This window comes from Bradyrhizobium sp. 26S5, assembly GCF_036923295.1.
Lineage (GTDB): Bacteria > Pseudomonadota > Alphaproteobacteria > Rhizobiales > Xanthobacteraceae > Bradyrhizobium > Bradyrhizobium septentrionale.
This window is the reverse complement of the sequence record NZ_CP145948.1, coordinates 5511530-5527379: the sequence shown is the minus strand read 5'-3', so window position 1 is coordinate 5527379 and position 15850 is coordinate 5511530. Positions and strand designations below refer to the sequence as shown.

Sequence of the window (15850 nt, the reverse complement as noted above, 5' to 3'; positions counted from 1 at the left end):
GTAGCTGCTCGCGCGTCATCGAAAGTGCATCGGAAAACGGCGACCCCGCAAGGGGTCGCCGTTCGCACATTCGTGCCCGAGGCGGGGATCGCGGGCGCAACCAAAAGAATGACGCGGGAGGGGATACGCTGGGGCAAGCTTTCACGTTGCTCGGCGGTCATCTGTAATACAGCCTTGGCGAGTTTTATGCTTTTGCCACTAGCTTGCGTTGAGCGGCTCCACGTTCGGCCGGATCGTTCGAATCCGCCATTTGGAGCTTTTGGAGCTGTTCTGCGATCGTTCCGCGACGTTGGCCGGCGGCTAAGCTTCTGTAGCCTAGGTCGAATTTCGCCGTGGCCCCATTTGCTCCATCGAGGCGTCGCGGTTTTGCCGCGCCGCGTTCGCTATGTCCCAACTCTGTTCATATACCTTACTAGGTAACACAGGCGTCATTTGTTCGCGGTCTGTTTCGGTTTTTGGACCGATTGTGTATCCGAGATGATTATACCTCCTCATGGCCGAGGCTTGCCCGCAGGCGTCAGTGACTGAGAAGCCGAACGCGCTGCCGCCGGCGTCATGACGGGGTCCGTCAACGCCCGCTTTAGCTTTTCGGCCTGCTCCCTCGTCAGCTTCTCGGCCAGGCTGTGATCTTGCAATAGCGCTGGCCCCTTGCGCTCTCGATCATAAACCATCCAGCCGGTGCTTCCTTGCCGAACGAGGAACCTGGCCTGTCCAGTTGCTGTGTAACTCAATGGTACCGCCGATCTGCCGAATAAAATCCGCCGATTAATTCTTCGATCCGCGCGCCAGCTCATTCAACCATGTGACTCTGGCTCACGTCTAATAGGTCATTGCATCTGCCAAATCGTTCAACTCGAATGCTTCTAAATCACGGCATATGCCGATCAATATAACGGCACCTCAGCCGGGCGTGCGGTCGTATCGTCCTTTGGTCTAATCCCATCCGAAGTGCTATTCACTTTGTGCCACGCGCAGCAAGAGAGCGAGGCAGATTGCGCGTTGCCGTGTGATGTTGGTTGTGGCGTCAGCTGTGCCGACATCGACGAGGCCTGGCGGCGAGCCGCTCGAAACAAGGCAAGCGAAAACCGACCGGTGAGGTGCGGCGATTTGCAGCACACGGTAGCCGCGCCCTCCGGCTTGCCGAAGACTGTGGCGAATGGTCGCTAAGGGTGCGCAGACGCGCGATCGGCGAGCGATTCCTTCCCTGACGGAACGGCGCTCTTCGATTGGCGCTGTGACCACGTGCCCGGATGCAGCCGACGGTCAAGGGCTGCATCGGCAAATTCAGGAGGAAGCCCTATGATCTCGTCCCACATGCGCCTGTTTGGCGCGGTCGTCGCGCTATTGCTTGGGGCGAGCGGTCCGGCGCCCGCGCAGCAGCTCGAGCTCAAGCTGATGGCGCCGGCGGCGCCCGGCGGCGGCTGGGATCAGACCGCGCGTTCGATGCAGCAGGCGCTGGTCGCGGCCGGTGTAGCGCGCAGCGTCCAGGTCACCAACGTTCCCGGCGCCGGCGGCAGCGTCGGCATCGCGCAGTTCGTCAACGGCGCCAAGGGCGACGGCAACCAGATGATGGTCAACGGCTTCGTCATGGTCGGCGCGCTCGCCATGAACAAGTCGCCGGTGACGCTGGATCAGGTGACGCCGATCGCGCGCCTCACCGAGGAGATCCAGGTCATCGTCGTGCCAGCCAACTCGCCGATCAAGACGGCGCAGGATCTCGCCGCCGCGGTGAAGGCCGATATCGCCAAGGTGACCTTTGCCGGCGGCTCGGCCGGCGGGGTCGACCACGTGATGGCGGCACTGTTTGCGGGCACGGTCGGCGCCGATGCGAAGAAGATCAACTACATTCCGTTCTCCGGCGGCGGCGAGTCGCTCGCTGCGATCCTCGGCGGCAAGGTCACGGCCGGCATTTCCGGTCTCAGCGAATACGACGGCCAGATCAAGGCCGGCAAGCTGCGCGCGCTCGGCGTGACGTCGGCGCAGCGTTTGCCCGGCGTCGACATCCCGACCTTCAAGGAGCAGGGCATCGACCTCGTGCTGGCCAATTGGCGCTCGGTGGTCGCACCGCCCGGCATCACGCCGGAGCAGCGCAAGGTGCTGAGCGATGCGGTCGAGAAGATGGTGAAGTCCGATGCCTGGAAGGAGATCCTGAAGCAGAAGGGCTGGGATGACGCCTATCTCGGCGGCGATGCCTTCGCGGATTTCCTCAAGAAGGAGATTACGCGTGTCACCGAGGTGCTGAAGTCGGTCGGCCTCGTGAAGTCATGATGCCGGACAGCGCTTCCGACAATCTGCCGCACGCGCCGGCGAGGCGCGTCGATCGCGCGGGCATCGTGATCGCGGCCGCGCTCGCTGCACTCGCTGCGGTGCTGGTGTGGGACGCCAGCAAGCTGCCTGCTACCACGATGTACGGAATGGGGCCGGAGGCGATGCCTGTTGTCATCGCCATCGGTCTTGTCATTCTTGCGGTCGGCAATCTCTTCGATGCGCTGCGCGGCAACCTGCCGCCGCGCGAGAGCATGGACCCGAAACCGGTGTGGCTGATCATCGGCGGCCTGGCGCTGCTTATCGCCATCATCGGCTTCGGCGGCGGATTCATTTTGGCCACCTCGGCGCTGTTCGTGACCACGTCGGCCGCGTTCGGCCGGCGCGCGATCCTGGCCGACACCGCGATCGCGCTTGTCATCACGACGCTGGTCTACCTCGCGTTCGACAAGCTTTTGACGCTGAGCCTTCCCGCCGGCCCGCTGGAGCGACTGCTGTGATGGACACTTTCGCCGCGTTGGCGCATGGCATGGCGGTCGCCGTGCAGCCGATGAACCTGCTCTATGCGCTGATCGGCGTGTTCCTCGGCACCGCGGTCGGCGTGCTGCCGGGCATCGGTCCGGCGCTGACGGTCGCGCTGCTGCTGCCGGTGACCTACAAGCTCGATCCCGGCGGCTCGCTGATCATGTTCGCCGGCATCTATTATGGCGGCATGTATGGCGGCTCGACCACCGCGATCCTGATCAACACGCCGGGCGAGAGCGCGTCGATGGCGACCGCGCTCGAGGGCAACAAGATGGCCAAGGCCGGCCGCGGCGGCCCGGCGCTGGCGACCTCGGCGATCGGCTCGTTCGTGGCCGGCACCATCGCCACCATCGGCCTCGCATTCCTCGCGCCATGGCTGGTCGACTTCGCTGTTCGATTCGGGCCGGAGGATTACTTCGCGCTGATGTGCGTCGCCTTCGTCACGGTGTCGGCAACCTTCGGCGACTCGCCGGTCCGCGGCCTCACCAGCCTGTTCATCGGCCTGACGCTTGGGCTCGTCGGCATCGACAAGCTGACCGGTCAGGCGCGGCTTGCGTTCGGCATCCCCGAGCTGCTCGACGGCGTCGAGGTGACGACGCTGGCGGTTGGTCTGTTTGCGGTGGGCGAAGCGCTCTATGTCGCCTCGCGCCGCCATCACGCCGAGGAGAAGCTCGAGCCGGTGCGCGGTTCACTGTGGATGACGAAGGAGGACTGGCGGCGCTCGTGGAAGCCATGGCTGCGCGGCACGCTGTTCGGTTTTCCGATCGGCGCACTGCCAGCCGGCGGCGCGGAGATCCCGACCTTCCTGTCCTATTCCACCGAGCGGCGGCTGACGAAGCATCCGGAGGAATTCGGCAAGGGCGCGATCGAAGGCGTCGCCGGACCGGAGGCCGCCAACAATGCGTCCGCCGCCGGCACGCTGGTGCCGCTGCTGACGCTCGGGCTTCCGACCTCGGCGACCGCAGCGATGATGCTGGCGGGCTTTCAGCAATACGGCCTCAATCCGGGGCCGCTGCTGTTCGCCGAGCGGCCCGATCTGGTGTGGGGCCTGATCGCGAGCCTGTTCATCGCCAACGGCATGCTGCTTGTGCTCAACCTGCCGCTGGTCGGGCTGTGGGTGCGGCTGCTCGCAATCCCGCAGCCCTGGCTGTATGCCGGCATCCTGGTGTTCGCCACCACGGGCACGATCGCGGCCAAGCCGTCGGTCGTCGAGCTGTCAATGCTGGCAGCGTTCGGCGTGATGGGCTTTTTGATGCGGCGGTTCGATTTCCCGATCGCGCCCGTTGTGATCGGCTTGATCCTCGGGCCGATCGCCGAAAGCCAGCTGCGCCGTGCGCTGGCGATCAGCCTCGGCGATCCCATGGTGCTGCTGCAAAGCCCGATGTCGGCAACGCTGCTCGGCATCGCGCTGATCGCGCTGCTGGCGCCGTTCGTGCTCAAGGGATTGGGGCGGTTCAGGGCGAACGAGGATTAGACCGCGGCATGACAGACTGTAAAAGGCCCGCTCCGGGGCTCGCATTTCGGAGCGGGCCAGTCTGGGCACGGCAAATGTTGCCGCGGCGCGAACCTAGCGCGACTAGCTGACACCATCCTGACAGCAGCCGAAAAAGAGAGGTGGCTGAACGCCGCCTCCCTGTTTCCAGGTTTTTCGTGAACTGAATGTTCAGCTCACCACTTGTAGGCGAGGCTCGCCGTGATGCGGCGGCGATCGCCGTAGTAGCAGGAGCTGATCGTCGCGCAGCTCGCGACATAGATCCTGTCTGTTACGTTCACGACGTTGAGCGCCGCGCGCCAGTGGTTGTCCCATTCGTAATGCAGGGCAAGATCGCCCAGCACGAAGGCGGGGACGCGCGCGGTGTTCGCCTGGTCCGCAAAGGACGAGCCGACGTAACGGATGCCGCCGCCGAGGCCGAAGCCGCGCAGCGGGCCGTCGCTGAAGGTGTAGTCGGTCCAGACCGAGGCGAGCTGCCGGGGCGTGTTGGTCGGCACAGTACCGATCAGCGCGGGGTTGAGGTCCTTGCTGACGAACAGCTCGTAGTTGGTGTAGCTCGCAACCAGCTTGAAGTCGCGCGTGATATTCGCGACCGCCTCGAGCTCGACGCCACGCGAGGTGACCTCGCCGTTCTGGGTCTGGAACAGGGTGTTGTTCGGATCGGTGGTCAGCGCGTTCTTGCGCTTCAGGTCGAACAGCGCGACGCCGAACCGTGCGTTGAGCCCGACCGGTTCGTACTTGACGCCGACCTCGGTCTGCTCGGAGGTCTCCGGCAGCAGCAATTGACCGGCCGCATTGGTGCCGATCACCGGATTGTAGCCGGTCATGTAGGAGACATAGGGCGCAACGCCAAAGTCGAAATTGTAGATCGCGCCGACGCGGCCGGAGAACTTGCTGTCGTCGCGGCTCTGCGAGGCGCCGATCCGGTTGTTGTTGTTGAGGTCGACCCAATCCTGGCGGCCCGACAGCACCACGGTCAGGCGGTCGAGCTTGACCTGGTCCTGCAGATAGACTGCGGCCATCCCCTGCGTGAGATAGGCGTTCTGATACAGCGCGCCGCTGTACGGAAGATTGGTACCGTAGACCGGATTGAGCACGTTGAGGTTCGTGCCCATCCCAAAACCCTGGCGGTCGTCGATGCCGTAATATTTCAGGTCGACGCCGGCGAGAGCCGTGTGCTGCAGCGCGCCGGTCGAGACGCGATATTCGAGTTGGTTGTCGAGGTTGAGCTGGGTGGCGATGCCGCGGGTGTAGAAATTGCCGCGCGCGATGTCGGCGGCGGCCGGCGTCGTCGCGTAGCCGAGCCCGTAGAGGCCGGCATAGTAGACGTCGACATGCGCCATGCGCGTGTTCTGGCGGAAGTCCACGCTGTCGGAGACGCTCTTCTGGAACTGGTAGCCGACCATCTCCTGGTCGCGGCGGAACTGGTCGACGCTGGGATCGCCGACGAACAGGCTGGTCGGAATCCGGCCGAACGGCGCGTTGGTGACGGTGCCGACATAGGGCAGGAAGTTCAGCGCGCGCGTGTTGCTGTGGGAGGCCATGCCGAACACGGTGAGGCTGGTGTCGGCATCCGGCCGCCAGGTCACCGACGGGGCGAAGAAGAAATTGTTGTCGTAGATATAGTCGGTCTGGGTGCCGCCGCCCTGGGCCTGGCCGACCAGGCGGTACTGCACTTGCCCGCCGCCGGGCTGCGCCGTCGCGCCGCCGATGTCGAACTGGGTGTAAGCGTTGCCGAAATTGTTGATGCCGGTCTCGATGTAGCGGATCGGTTCGGCCGACGGCAGCTTGCTGATTGCGTTGACGAGGCCGCCCGGCGCCGAGCCGCCGTACAGGATGCCGGACGGACCGCGCAGCACCTCGACGCGCTCGAGATTGAAGGGCTGCAGCTTCCAGCTCGCATAGGAAGTGTAGAACAGCTGCAACCCATCAAGGAACAGCGACTCGTTCTGCGCGGGGAAGCCGCGGATCAAGAACCAGTCGTTGCGGAAGTCGGCGCCGTAGGTGCCGCCGACCACGCCCGGCGTGTAGCGCAGCACCTCGTCGAACTTGCTGACGATCTTCTGGTCGCGGATCTGCTCGGCGCTGATCACCGTCACCGATTGCGGCGTCTGGATGATCGGCGTGCTGGTCTTGGTGCCGCTTGAGCTCTGCCGCGCCAGATAGCCGGTGACCGGACCATTGGCGCGTTCGAGTCCGCCGCCTGCGCCGGCGGCTTGCTGTGCGATTTGTGGCTGCGCTCCCGAAGGCGCGGTCGGGGCGCGGCGCGCGGCACTTCGCGCACGCGTGGTGCGTTGCGAGGGCTGTTGCGATCGCGCCGCCTGCCGGTGCGGCGCCTCGACGGTCACGGACGGCAATTGCGTCTGGGCGAAGACCTCGTCCGCACCAACAAGCGAAAGCACCACCGTTGCCGAAACAGCGAGCTGCCTCGACCCAATACACCTGCACGACATTTATTCCACGCTCCGTAAAAAATTCTCGAGCGAGTCGTTATCACGATGATTTTCGGGAACAGCCCGCGCGCGGTTAGAAGCTATCGAAGCTGTGCGCAATGCGCGTGTGTGTGACCGCGAGACAACGGAGTGCGACAGACAATTGCACGCGTCGCGTGAGTGCTTTGAATCGATCCAGTGTTGAGCGATTCAAAAATCGAACGATTCAAAATCGTCGCGTTGACTCGATGCATCGCCATCGCAGGCGTTGTGATCGAGAGGTTCGCAAGTCGCGTGAATGGGTGATCGTGTCTCGCGACGCGCGAGGGTGACGAACAGTTCAGGCAGACGAACACCGGAGTGATCAGTCCGCAAGTTCGGGCAATCGGGCAGGGGGCTCGTCCGCTCTCACGGGGCGCCGCAGCCATGCCGCGCCGGGCGCCTGGAACCCGGACGGCGGGGCCGGCCCGGCCGCTGGCAATCCCCGCCATCCCCACCATATCTGGCATAATTGACCGCCGGGGACCGCAACCGCTTGGCCATTTTGGGGCGATGTGATAACGCTCTGAAACCAGCTTCGACCGCCACTCGTGACCGTCCGCATCCTGCCTAAGGGCTTGCGGCGGTGGAGATATTTCGCCGATGACCTCGTCCTCCAAAACCGCTTCCGCGCCCGATTCCTTCTTCACGGCTGGTCTCGCCGAGGCCGATCCCGAGATCGCCGCCGCGATCAAGGGCGAGCTCGGCCGGCAACGCCATGAGATCGAGCTGATCGCCTCGGAAAACATCGTGAGCCGCGCCGTGCTGGAGGCGCAGGGCTCGGTGATGACCAACAAATACGCGGAAGGTTATCCGGGCGCGCGCTATTACGGCGGTTGCGAGTGGGTCGACGTCGCCGAGACCCTGGCGATCGAGCGCGCCAAGAAGCTGTTCGGCGCCGGCTTCGCCAACGTCCAGGCGAACTCCGGCAGCCAGATGAACCAGGCGGTGTTTCTGGCGCTGCTGCAGCCCGGCGACACCTTCATGGGTCTCGACCTCGCGGCCGGCGGACATCTCACCCACGGCTCGCCGGTCAACATGTCCGGCAAGTGGTTCAAGGCCGCGCACTACACCGTGCGCCGCGAGGACCAGCTGATCGACATGGACGAGGTCCAGAAGCAGGCCGAGCAGGTGAAGCCGAAGCTGATCATCGCCGGCGGCTCGGCCTATTCGCGCGCCTGGGACTTCAAGCGTTTCCGCGAGATCGCCGACAGCGTCGGCGCGTATCTGCTGGTCGACATGGCGCATTTCGCGGGCCTCGTGGCCGGCGGCGTGCATGCATCGCCGGTGCCGCACGCCCACGTCACCACCACGACGACGCACAAGTCGCTGCGCGGTCCGCGCGGCGGCCTGATCCTGACCAATGACGAGACGCTGGCGAAGAAGCTGAACTCGGCGATCTTCCCCGGCCTGCAGGGCGGCCCGCTGATGCACGTGATCGCCGCCAAGGCGGTGGCGTTCGCGGAAGCGCTGCGGCCCGACTTCAAGGTCTACGCCAAGAACGTGGTCGAGAACGCCAAGGCGCTGGCGGAGACGCTGCGCAGCCACGGTCTCGACATCGTCTCCGGCGGCACCGACAACCATCTGATGCTGGTCGACCTCAGGCCGAAGGGGCTGAAGGGCAACATCTCGGAGAAGGCGCTGGTGCGCGCCGCCATCACCTGCAACAAGAACGGCATCCCGTTCGATCCCGAAAAGCCGTTCGTCACCTCGGGCCTGCGTCTCGGCACGCCGGCTGCGACCACGCGCGGCTTCGGCGTCGCCGAGTTCAAGCAGGTCGGCGGCATGATCGCGGAAGTGCTCAACGCGCTGGCGCAGTCGCCGGACGGCAAGGCGCCGCTGGTCGAGGCCGCGATCAAGGAACGCGTCAAGGCGCTGACCGATCGCTTCCCGATCTACCAGTAGAGTTCGCTCGTAAGGGTCTCGTCGAATGCGTTGTCCGAGCTGCAATTCTCTCGATACGCAGGTCAAGGACTCGCGTCCGACTGAGGACTCCGCTGTCATCCGCAGGCGGCGCGTTTGCATGGCCTGCAACTTCCGCTTCACGACCTTCGAGCGGGTGCAGCTGCGCGAGCTGACCGTCATCAAGCGCAACGGCCGCCGCGTGCCGTTCGACCGCGACAAGCTGGTTCGCTCGCTGCAGATCTCCTTGCGCAAGCGCCCGGTGGAGTCGGAGCGGGTGGAGAAGATGGTGTCGACCATCGTGCGCGAGCTCGAAAGCGGCGGCGAGGCGGAGGTCTCCTCGGAGGCGATCGGCGAGATCGTGATGGAGCATCTGCGCCAGCTCGACGACGTTGCCTATGTGCGCTTCGCCTCGGTCTATCGTAATTTCCGCGAGGCCAAGGACTTCGAGGCCGTGCTCGACGAGCTGACCGGCGAAGAGGACCCGCGGGTCGCGACGTTGCGAAAATGATCTTCCGGATTCTGGAAGAGCAGCTCGGGCAGAAAGCCAAAGAGGCCAAGGAGACGGCCAAGGCCGCCGATCCGCGCTTCATGCAGCTTGCGCTGGCGCTCGGCCGGCGCGGGCTCGGGCGCACCTGGCCCAATCCGGCGGTCGGCGCCGTCATCGTCAAGGACGGCGTGATCGTCGGCCGCGGCTGGACCCAGCCGGGCGGCCGCCCGCATGCCGAGGTCGAGGCGCTCCGGCGCGCCGGAGAGGCCGCGCGTGGCGCGACGCTCTATGTCACGCTCGAACCCTGCTCGCATTTCGGCCGCTCGCCGCCCTGTGCGGATGCCGTCGTTGCGGCCGGGCTCGCCCGCGTGGTCTCCGCGATCGAGGATCCCAACCCGGAAGTCGCCGGGAAGGGACACGCCAAGCTGCGCGCCGCCGGGATTGCGGTCGATGTCGGGCTGTGTGCGGCGGAGGCGGCGCGCGACCATGCCGGACACTTCCGCCGCATCCGCGACAAGCGCCCGCATGTCATCCTCAAGCTCGCGGTGTCCGCCGACGACAAGATCGCAGCCGGCGGCCACAGGCCGGTTGCAATCACCGGCGAGGCCGCACGGAGGCGCGTGCATCTTTTGCGCGCGCAGTGCGACGCGATCCTGGTCGGCATCGGCACGGTCAGAGCCGACGATCCGCTCTTGACCTGCCGGTTGCCCGGCATGGCGGCGCGCTCGCCGGTGCGGGTGGTGCTGGATCGCGCGCTGCGCATATCAGGCGACAGCCGCCTGGTGCATTCGGCGCGCGCAACGCCGCTCTGGGTGATGACCTCTGATCTTGCGGAGGCGCCGGCCGCGATGAAGCTTGGTGCTGCCGGGGCAGAGGTGATCCGCGTTGCATCCGGCGCGCCCGTGGGGCTCGACCTGCCGGCGGTGTTGCATGCGCTGGCGGAGAAGGGGATAACGCGGCTGATGATTGAGGGCGGGGCGCGGGTAGCAGGTTCTTTCATTGCAGCCGGTCTTGTCGATGAAATCTGGCTGTTGCGCGGACCTGATATGATCGGCGCCGACGGCGTTCCCGCGCTGGACGCATTGCCGCTCGACGCAATCACGCAGTCGCCGGGCTTCAAGGTTCGTGCTAGCGAAACCCTCGATAACGACAGTCTAACTATCTACGAGCGTGCGTAATGTTTACCGGAATTGTCACCGATATCGGTGAGATCACCAGCCTGAAGCCGGTGGCGCAGGGGCAGCTGCACCGGATGCGGATTGCCTGCGACTACGACCAGACCACGATCGCCGACGGCGCCTCGATCGCCTGCGATGGCGTCTGCCTCACCGTGGTCGCCTCCGGCACCGCGGATGGCAAGACCTGGTTCGACGTCGATGCCGCGGCCGAGACGCTCGGCATGACCACCGCCAAGCACTGGGCGCAGGGCGGTCGGCTTAATCTCGAGCGGGCGCTCAAGATCGGCGACGAACTCGGCGGTCACATCGTGGCCGGGCATGCCGACGGCATCGCCACCATCGTCAAGCGCGACGATCTGCCCGACATGGCGCGGTTCGAGCTTCGAACCGCCCGCGAACTGGCGCGTTTCATCGCGGCGAAGGGATCGGTCACGCTGGACGGCGTGTCGCTGACCGTGAATACGGTCGACGACGTCACGTTCTCGGTGCTGATCATCCCGCACACGCTCGCCGTCACCACCCTGAGCGGCTGGAAGGCCGGCAGCGAGGTCAATATCGAGGTCGATCTGATGGCCCGCTACGCGGCACGGCTGGCGGAGATGAAGTGACGGCCTGGCCGTCATCCTAGCGGTCATTCCGGGATGGTCCGAAGGACCAGACCGCAGATGCACAATTGTGCATCTGGGAATCTCGAGATTCCGGGTGCGATGCTTACGCATCGCCCCGGAATGACATTGCGAGAGCATTCCTGCTTGGCTTCAGTCGTTGAGGCGACTACAAACTCGCGAAACGTTGACATTCAACGTTATCGGTAAATGTCAACAAAATGATATGGATACGTAAATGGCTGACGCGCGGCGCGCACCCCTGAAGGACCAGACCGACATCACAGGCGCTCGCGTGCTGATCGTCGAGGCACGGTTTTATGACGACATCCAGGATGCGCTGCTGGAAGGCGCGCTCGCCGAGCTGAAGACCGCGGGTGCCACCCACGACGTGATCACGGTGCCGGGCGCGCTGGAGATTCCGGCTGCAATCGCGATTGCGATCGATGCGGCGGCGGCGAACGGCAAGCCCTATGACGCGGCGATCGCGCTCGGCTGCGTGGTGCGCGGCGACACCATCCATTTCGAGATCGTCTCGCAGGAGTCCTCGCGCGGATTGATGGATCTGGCCGTGAGTCGGAAATTCCCGCTCGGCAACGGCATCCTCACCGTCAACACCGAGGCGCAGGCCTGGGCGCGGGCGCGCGCCAGCGAGTTGAACAAGGGCGGCGACGCGGCGCGCGCGGCGATCGCGATGCTGCGGATCAAACGCCGCCTGGCAAAGGCCTGACCATGCCTGACAGCAAGAAGCCCGCGAAAGCCCCCGACCGGAAAGCCAACCGGCGCGGCGCCGCACGGCTCGCAGCCGTGCAGGCGCTCTACCAGATGGACATTGGTGGCGCGGGTATCAACGACATCTTCGCCGAGTTCGAGAGCCATTGGCTCGGCAACGAGGTCGAGGGCGAGAAATATCTGCCGGCGGAAGCGGCGTTCTTCCGCGATGTCGTCTCCGGCGTGGTGCGCGACCAGGCCAAGCTCGATCCCCTGATCGACGAGGCGCTGTCGAAGGGCTGGCCGCTGAAGCGGATCGACGCGATTTTGCGCGCGGTGCTGCGCGCCGGTTCCTACGAGCTCGAACATCGCAGGGACGTGCCGGGCCGCGTCGTGGTGTCCGAATATGTCGACGTCGCGCACGCCTTTGTCGAGAAGGACGAGACCGGCATGGTCAACGCCGTGCTCGACCAGATCGCGCGCCAGTTCCGCGGCGATGAGTTTGTGCGGGGCTGAACCACGTATTCCGCCGTCATCACCCGCGCATGCGGGTGATCCAGGACGCCGCGGCGATTATTGGCAACAAGCTTCCGCGGCGTACTGGATCGCCCGGTCAAGCCGGGCGATGACAGAGCTGAGGGTAAGGCGCGCGACATGACAGAGCGTCACGACAATCCCTCCGGCGAAGATTCCCTCATCGCGCGCTATTTCAAGCCGCTGGCGAGTGATCCGGGTGCGTTCGGGCTCGACGATGATGCCGCCGCGCTGCGGGCGGCCGGCGAGGACATCGTGGTCACCACCGATGCCATCGTCGAGGGCGTGCATTTCCTCAGCGGTGATCCGCCCGACACGCTGGCGCGCAAGGCGCTGCGGGTGAACCTCTCCGACATCGCGGCCAAGGGCGCTGCGCCCGCGGGCTTCGTGCTGACGCTGGCGCTGCGCCGCGCCGAGGAGGCCTGGCTCAAGCCGTTTGCCTGGGCGCTCGGCGAGGACGCCAGCCATTACGGCTGCCCGCTGCTCGGCGGCGACACGGTGTCGACGCCGGGGCCGCTGATGATCTCGATCACCGCGTTCGGCCGGCTGCCGCAGGGCAAGATGGTGCATCGCGCGGGGGCAAGGGCCGGCGACCGCCTGTTCGTGACCGGCACGATCGGGGATGCCGCGCTCGGGCTCGATGTGCTCCAGGGCGGTCCGGTCGCGGCTGATCTGGCGGACGATGCCGCCGGCCGGGATTTTCTTGCCGCCCGCTACCGTGTACCGCAGCCGCGCAACGCATTGGCCAATGCCGTCCGCGCCCACGCCAGCGCGGCGATGGACGTGTCCGATGGTCTCGCCGGCGATCTGGCCAAGCTTTGCGCAGCTAGTGGTGTGACGGCCGTGATCAACGCGCCGAGCATCCCGTTGTCATCAGCGGCCGCGGGGCTCCTCGCGCGCAAGGCGATCGGGTTCGAGACCCTGGTGGCCGGCGGCGACGATTACGAGATCCTGTGCGCGGTCCCGGGCGATCGCGTGGCCGCCTTTGTGCGGGAGGCACGGCAGGCCAAGGTCGCGGTGACCGCCATCGGCGGCCTCATCGCAGGCTCATCGCCGCCGAGCTTCCTTGACGGACAGGGCAGGGAACTGGCGCTGAAGCGGCTGTCCTACAGCCATTTTTAAAGCGTTTTCGAGCGAAGTGGGCACCGGTTCGCGTGAAGAAAACGCGTCAATACAGGAATCTAGAGCCCCGTTCCGATTCGATCGGAACGGAAGGTTCTAGAACTGCTGCGCCTGACGGCGCCGATTTTCCTTCTAAATAGCTGCCGATATCGGCGTTTTCGGCCACAGGTGGCGTTGCACAGCGGTAACGATTTTGGCAAGGTCGCGCCCGATTTGAGGCAATCCGTTCTTGGGGAGGATTGTCCTCGCAAAATAAGCGCCTGCCGCCCCCTAGCGGCACAAGAAGGCGCGGGGGTTACATCAAGGATCTGAGGCAACATGACAGCTTTATGGTTGATTGTGCTCTGCGGGGCGCTTTCCATCGTCTACGCGATCTGGGCGACGCAGTCGGTCTTGAACGCGGATGCGGGCAATGCCCGCATGCAGGAAATCGCGGCCGCGGTGCGCGAGGGCGCACAGGCCTATCTGCGGCGGCAGTACACCACGATCGGCATCGTCGGTATCGTGATCTTCGTGGTGCTGGCCTACTTCCTGGGCCTGCTGGTGGCGATCGGCTTTGCGATCGGCGCCATCCTGTCGGGTGCGGCCGGCTTCATCGGCATGAACGTCTCGGTGCGCGCCAACGTCCGCACCGCGCAGGCAGCGACCACCTCGCTCGCCGGCGGTCTCGAGCTCGCCTTCAAGGCAGGCGCGATCACCGGCATGCTGGTTGCCGGTCTCGCGCTGCTCGGCGTCACCATCTACTTCATGATCCTGGTCAAGTTCATGGGTCTGGAGGCGGGCAGCCGCACCGTGGTCGACGCCATGGTGGCGCTCGGCTTCGGCGCCTCGCTGATCTCGATCTTCGCCCGTCTCGGCGGCGGCATCTTCACCAAGGGGGCTGACGTCGGCGGCGATCTCGTCGGCAAGGTCGAGGCCGGCATCCCCGAGGACGATCCGCGCAACCCGGCCACCATCGCCGACAACGTCGGCGACAATGTCGGCGACTGCGCCGGCATGGCGGCGGACCTGTTCGAGACCTATGCGGTGACCGCGGTCGCCACCATGGTGCTCGCGGCGATCTTCTTCGCCAAGACGCCGATCCTGGTGAACATGATGACGCTGCCGCTCGCGATCGGCGGCATCTGCATCATCACCTCGATCATCGGCACCTTCTTCGTCAAGCTCGGCGCCAGCCAGTCGATCATGGGCGCCCTTTACAAGGGCCTGATCGCCACCGGCGTGCTGTCGCTGGTCGGCGTCGCGCTCGTCATCAACTGGTTGATCGGCTTCGGCAAGCTCGACGGCGTCGACTACACCGGCATGGCGCTGTTCGAGTGCGGCGTGGTCGGTCTGGTCGTCACCGGCCTGATCATCTGGATCACCGAGTACTACACCGGCACCGACTACCGCCCGGTGAAGTCGATTGCGGCGGCGTCCGTCACAGGTCACGGCACCAACGTGATCCAGGGCCTCGCGATCTCGATGGAGGCGACAGCCTTGCCCGCGATCGTCATCATCGCCGGCATCCTCGTCACCTACAGCCTGGCCGGCCTGTTCGGGATCGCGATCGCGACCGCGACCATGCTGGCGCTGGCCGGCATGATCGTCGCGCTCGACGCCTTCGGTCCGGTCACCGACAACGCCGGCGGCATCGCCGAAATGGCGGGCCTGCCGAAGGAAGTGCGCAAGTCGACCGACGCGCTCGACGCGGTCGGCAACACCACCAAGGCGGTGACCAAGGGCTACGCGATCGGCTCCGCCGGTCTCGGTGCGCTGGTGCTGTTTGCGGCCTATAACCAGGACCTCAAATTCTTCATCAGCGACTCCGCCAACCACGTCTACTTCAAGGGCGTCAATCCGGACTTCTCGCTCAACAACCCCTACGTCGTGGTTGGTCTGCTGTTCGGCGGCCTGCTGCCGTATCTGTTCGGCGCGATGGGCATGACGGCGGTGGGACGCGCCGCCAGCGCAATCGTTGAAGAGGTGCGCCGTCAGTTCCGCGAGAAGCCCGGCATCATGCAGGGCACCGACAAGCCGGACTACGGCAAGGCGGTCGACCTGCTGACCAAGGCGGCGATCAAGGAGATGATCATCCCGTCGCTGCTGCCGGTGCTGTCGCCGATCTTCGTCTACTTCGTGATCTATGCGATCGCGGGCGGCGGCGCGGCCGGCAAGTCAGCGGCATTCTCCGCGGTCGGCGCCATGCTGCTCGGCGTCATCGTCACCGGCCTGTTCGTCGCGATCTCGATGACCTCAGGCGGCGGCGCCTGGGACAACGCCAAGAAGTACATCGAGGACGGTCACTACGGCGGCAAGGGCTCTGACGCCCACAAATCCGCGGTGACCGGCGACACCGTCGGCGATCCCTACAAGGACACGGCGGGCCCGGCGGTGAACCCGATGATCAAGATCACCAACATCGTGGCGCTGCTGCTGCTGGCGGTTCTGGCGCACTGAGTCCTTGGCGCACTAAGCGGCGCGAAACCAACGAAACGCAAAATCCCGCGGTGCGAGCCGCGGGGTTTTTGTTTTGCACGGACTTCGTTCGGTGTACTGCCGAATTGATCGGCTTT

At 65.3% G+C, this 15850-nt stretch carries 12 protein-coding genes; 11 read left to right on the top strand and 1 reads right to left on the bottom strand.

All coding sequences use genetic code 11. The features are described 5' to 3' along the window. Positions 1-1299: 1299 nt before the first annotated feature. From V5279_RS25765 to V5279_RS25755, 3 genes are read left to right on the top strand one after another with little or no spacing between them, the layout of a single operon-like run. Positions 1300-2268 carry a tripartite tricarboxylate transporter substrate binding protein gene (locus tag V5279_RS25765; protein WP_338689203.1) on the top strand — a complete coding sequence of 323 codons (969 nt, stop codon included), beginning with the start codon at positions 1300-1302 and terminating at the stop codon, positions 2266-2268. After that, positions 2268-2765, top strand: coding sequence for a tripartite tricarboxylate transporter TctB family protein (locus V5279_RS25760; protein WP_338701384.1), 498 nt, complete (start codon positions 2268-2270; stop codon positions 2763-2765). The genes V5279_RS25765 and V5279_RS25760 overlap by 1 nt, the downstream gene beginning before the upstream one ends. Then, the gene (locus V5279_RS25755) at positions 2765-4264 is read left to right on the top strand and encodes a tripartite tricarboxylate transporter permease (RefSeq protein WP_338689201.1); all 1500 of its coding nucleotides are present in this window, start codon (positions 2765-2767) and stop codon (positions 4262-4264) included. Before V5279_RS25760 ends, V5279_RS25755 begins: the two co-directional genes overlap by 1 nt. A gap of 194 nt (positions 4265-4458) precedes the next feature. Here V5279_RS25755 and V5279_RS25750 read toward each other — a convergent pair whose 3' ends face one another. Then, positions 4459-6735 carry a TonB-dependent siderophore receptor gene (locus tag V5279_RS25750; protein WP_338689199.1) on the bottom strand — a complete coding sequence of 759 codons (2277 nt, stop codon included), beginning with the start codon at positions 6733-6735 and terminating at the stop codon, positions 4459-4461. Between the two features lie 621 nt (positions 6736-7356). On the opposite strand from V5279_RS25750, the gene glyA reads away from it, so the two are divergent. From glyA to V5279_RS25710, 8 genes are all read left to right on the top strand, one after another. Then, complete coding sequence (glyA, locus tag V5279_RS25745) at positions 7357-8658, top strand: serine hydroxymethyltransferase (protein ID WP_338689197.1); 1302 nt, start codon at positions 7357-7359, stop codon at positions 8656-8658. Between the two features lie 25 nt (positions 8659-8683). After that, positions 8684-9166: a transcriptional regulator NrdR gene (gene nrdR / locus V5279_RS25740; RefSeq protein ID WP_029081130.1), complete on the top strand. Its 483-nt coding sequence runs from the start codon at positions 8684-8686 to the stop codon at positions 9164-9166. Continuing rightward, positions 9163-10323, top strand: coding sequence for a bifunctional diaminohydroxyphosphoribosylaminopyrimidine deaminase/5-amino-6-(5-phosphoribosylamino)uracil reductase RibD (gene ribD / locus V5279_RS25735; RefSeq protein WP_338689193.1), 1161 nt, complete (start codon positions 9163-9165; stop codon positions 10321-10323). The genes nrdR and ribD overlap by 4 nt, the downstream gene beginning before the upstream one ends. Further along, positions 10323-10931, top strand: coding sequence for a riboflavin synthase (locus V5279_RS25730; protein WP_338689191.1), 609 nt, complete (start codon positions 10323-10325; stop codon positions 10929-10931). The genes ribD and V5279_RS25730 overlap by 1 nt, the downstream gene beginning before the upstream one ends. A 235-nt stretch (positions 10932-11166) precedes the next feature. Beyond that, positions 11167-11658, top strand: coding sequence for a 6,7-dimethyl-8-ribityllumazine synthase (gene ribH / locus V5279_RS25725; RefSeq protein ID WP_166205512.1), 492 nt, complete (start codon positions 11167-11169; stop codon positions 11656-11658). A 2-nt stretch (positions 11659-11660) separates the two neighbouring features. Continuing rightward, on the top strand, positions 11661-12155 hold the full coding sequence (nusB, locus tag V5279_RS25720; protein WP_166296910.1) for a transcription antitermination factor NusB: 495 nt from the start codon (positions 11661-11663) through the stop codon (positions 12153-12155). Positions 12156-12293: 138 nt separating this feature from the next. Continuing rightward, the gene (gene thiL / locus V5279_RS25715; protein WP_338689186.1) at positions 12294-13295 is read left to right on the top strand and encodes a thiamine-phosphate kinase; all 1002 of its coding nucleotides are present in this window, start codon (positions 12294-12296) and stop codon (positions 13293-13295) included. Between the two features lie 318 nt (positions 13296-13613). Continuing rightward, positions 13614-15734 (top strand): sodium-translocating pyrophosphatase, encoded by a 2121-nt coding sequence (locus V5279_RS25710; protein WP_166205509.1) that lies wholly within the window; start codon positions 13614-13616, stop codon positions 15732-15734. Positions 15735-15850 lie beyond the last annotated feature (116 nt).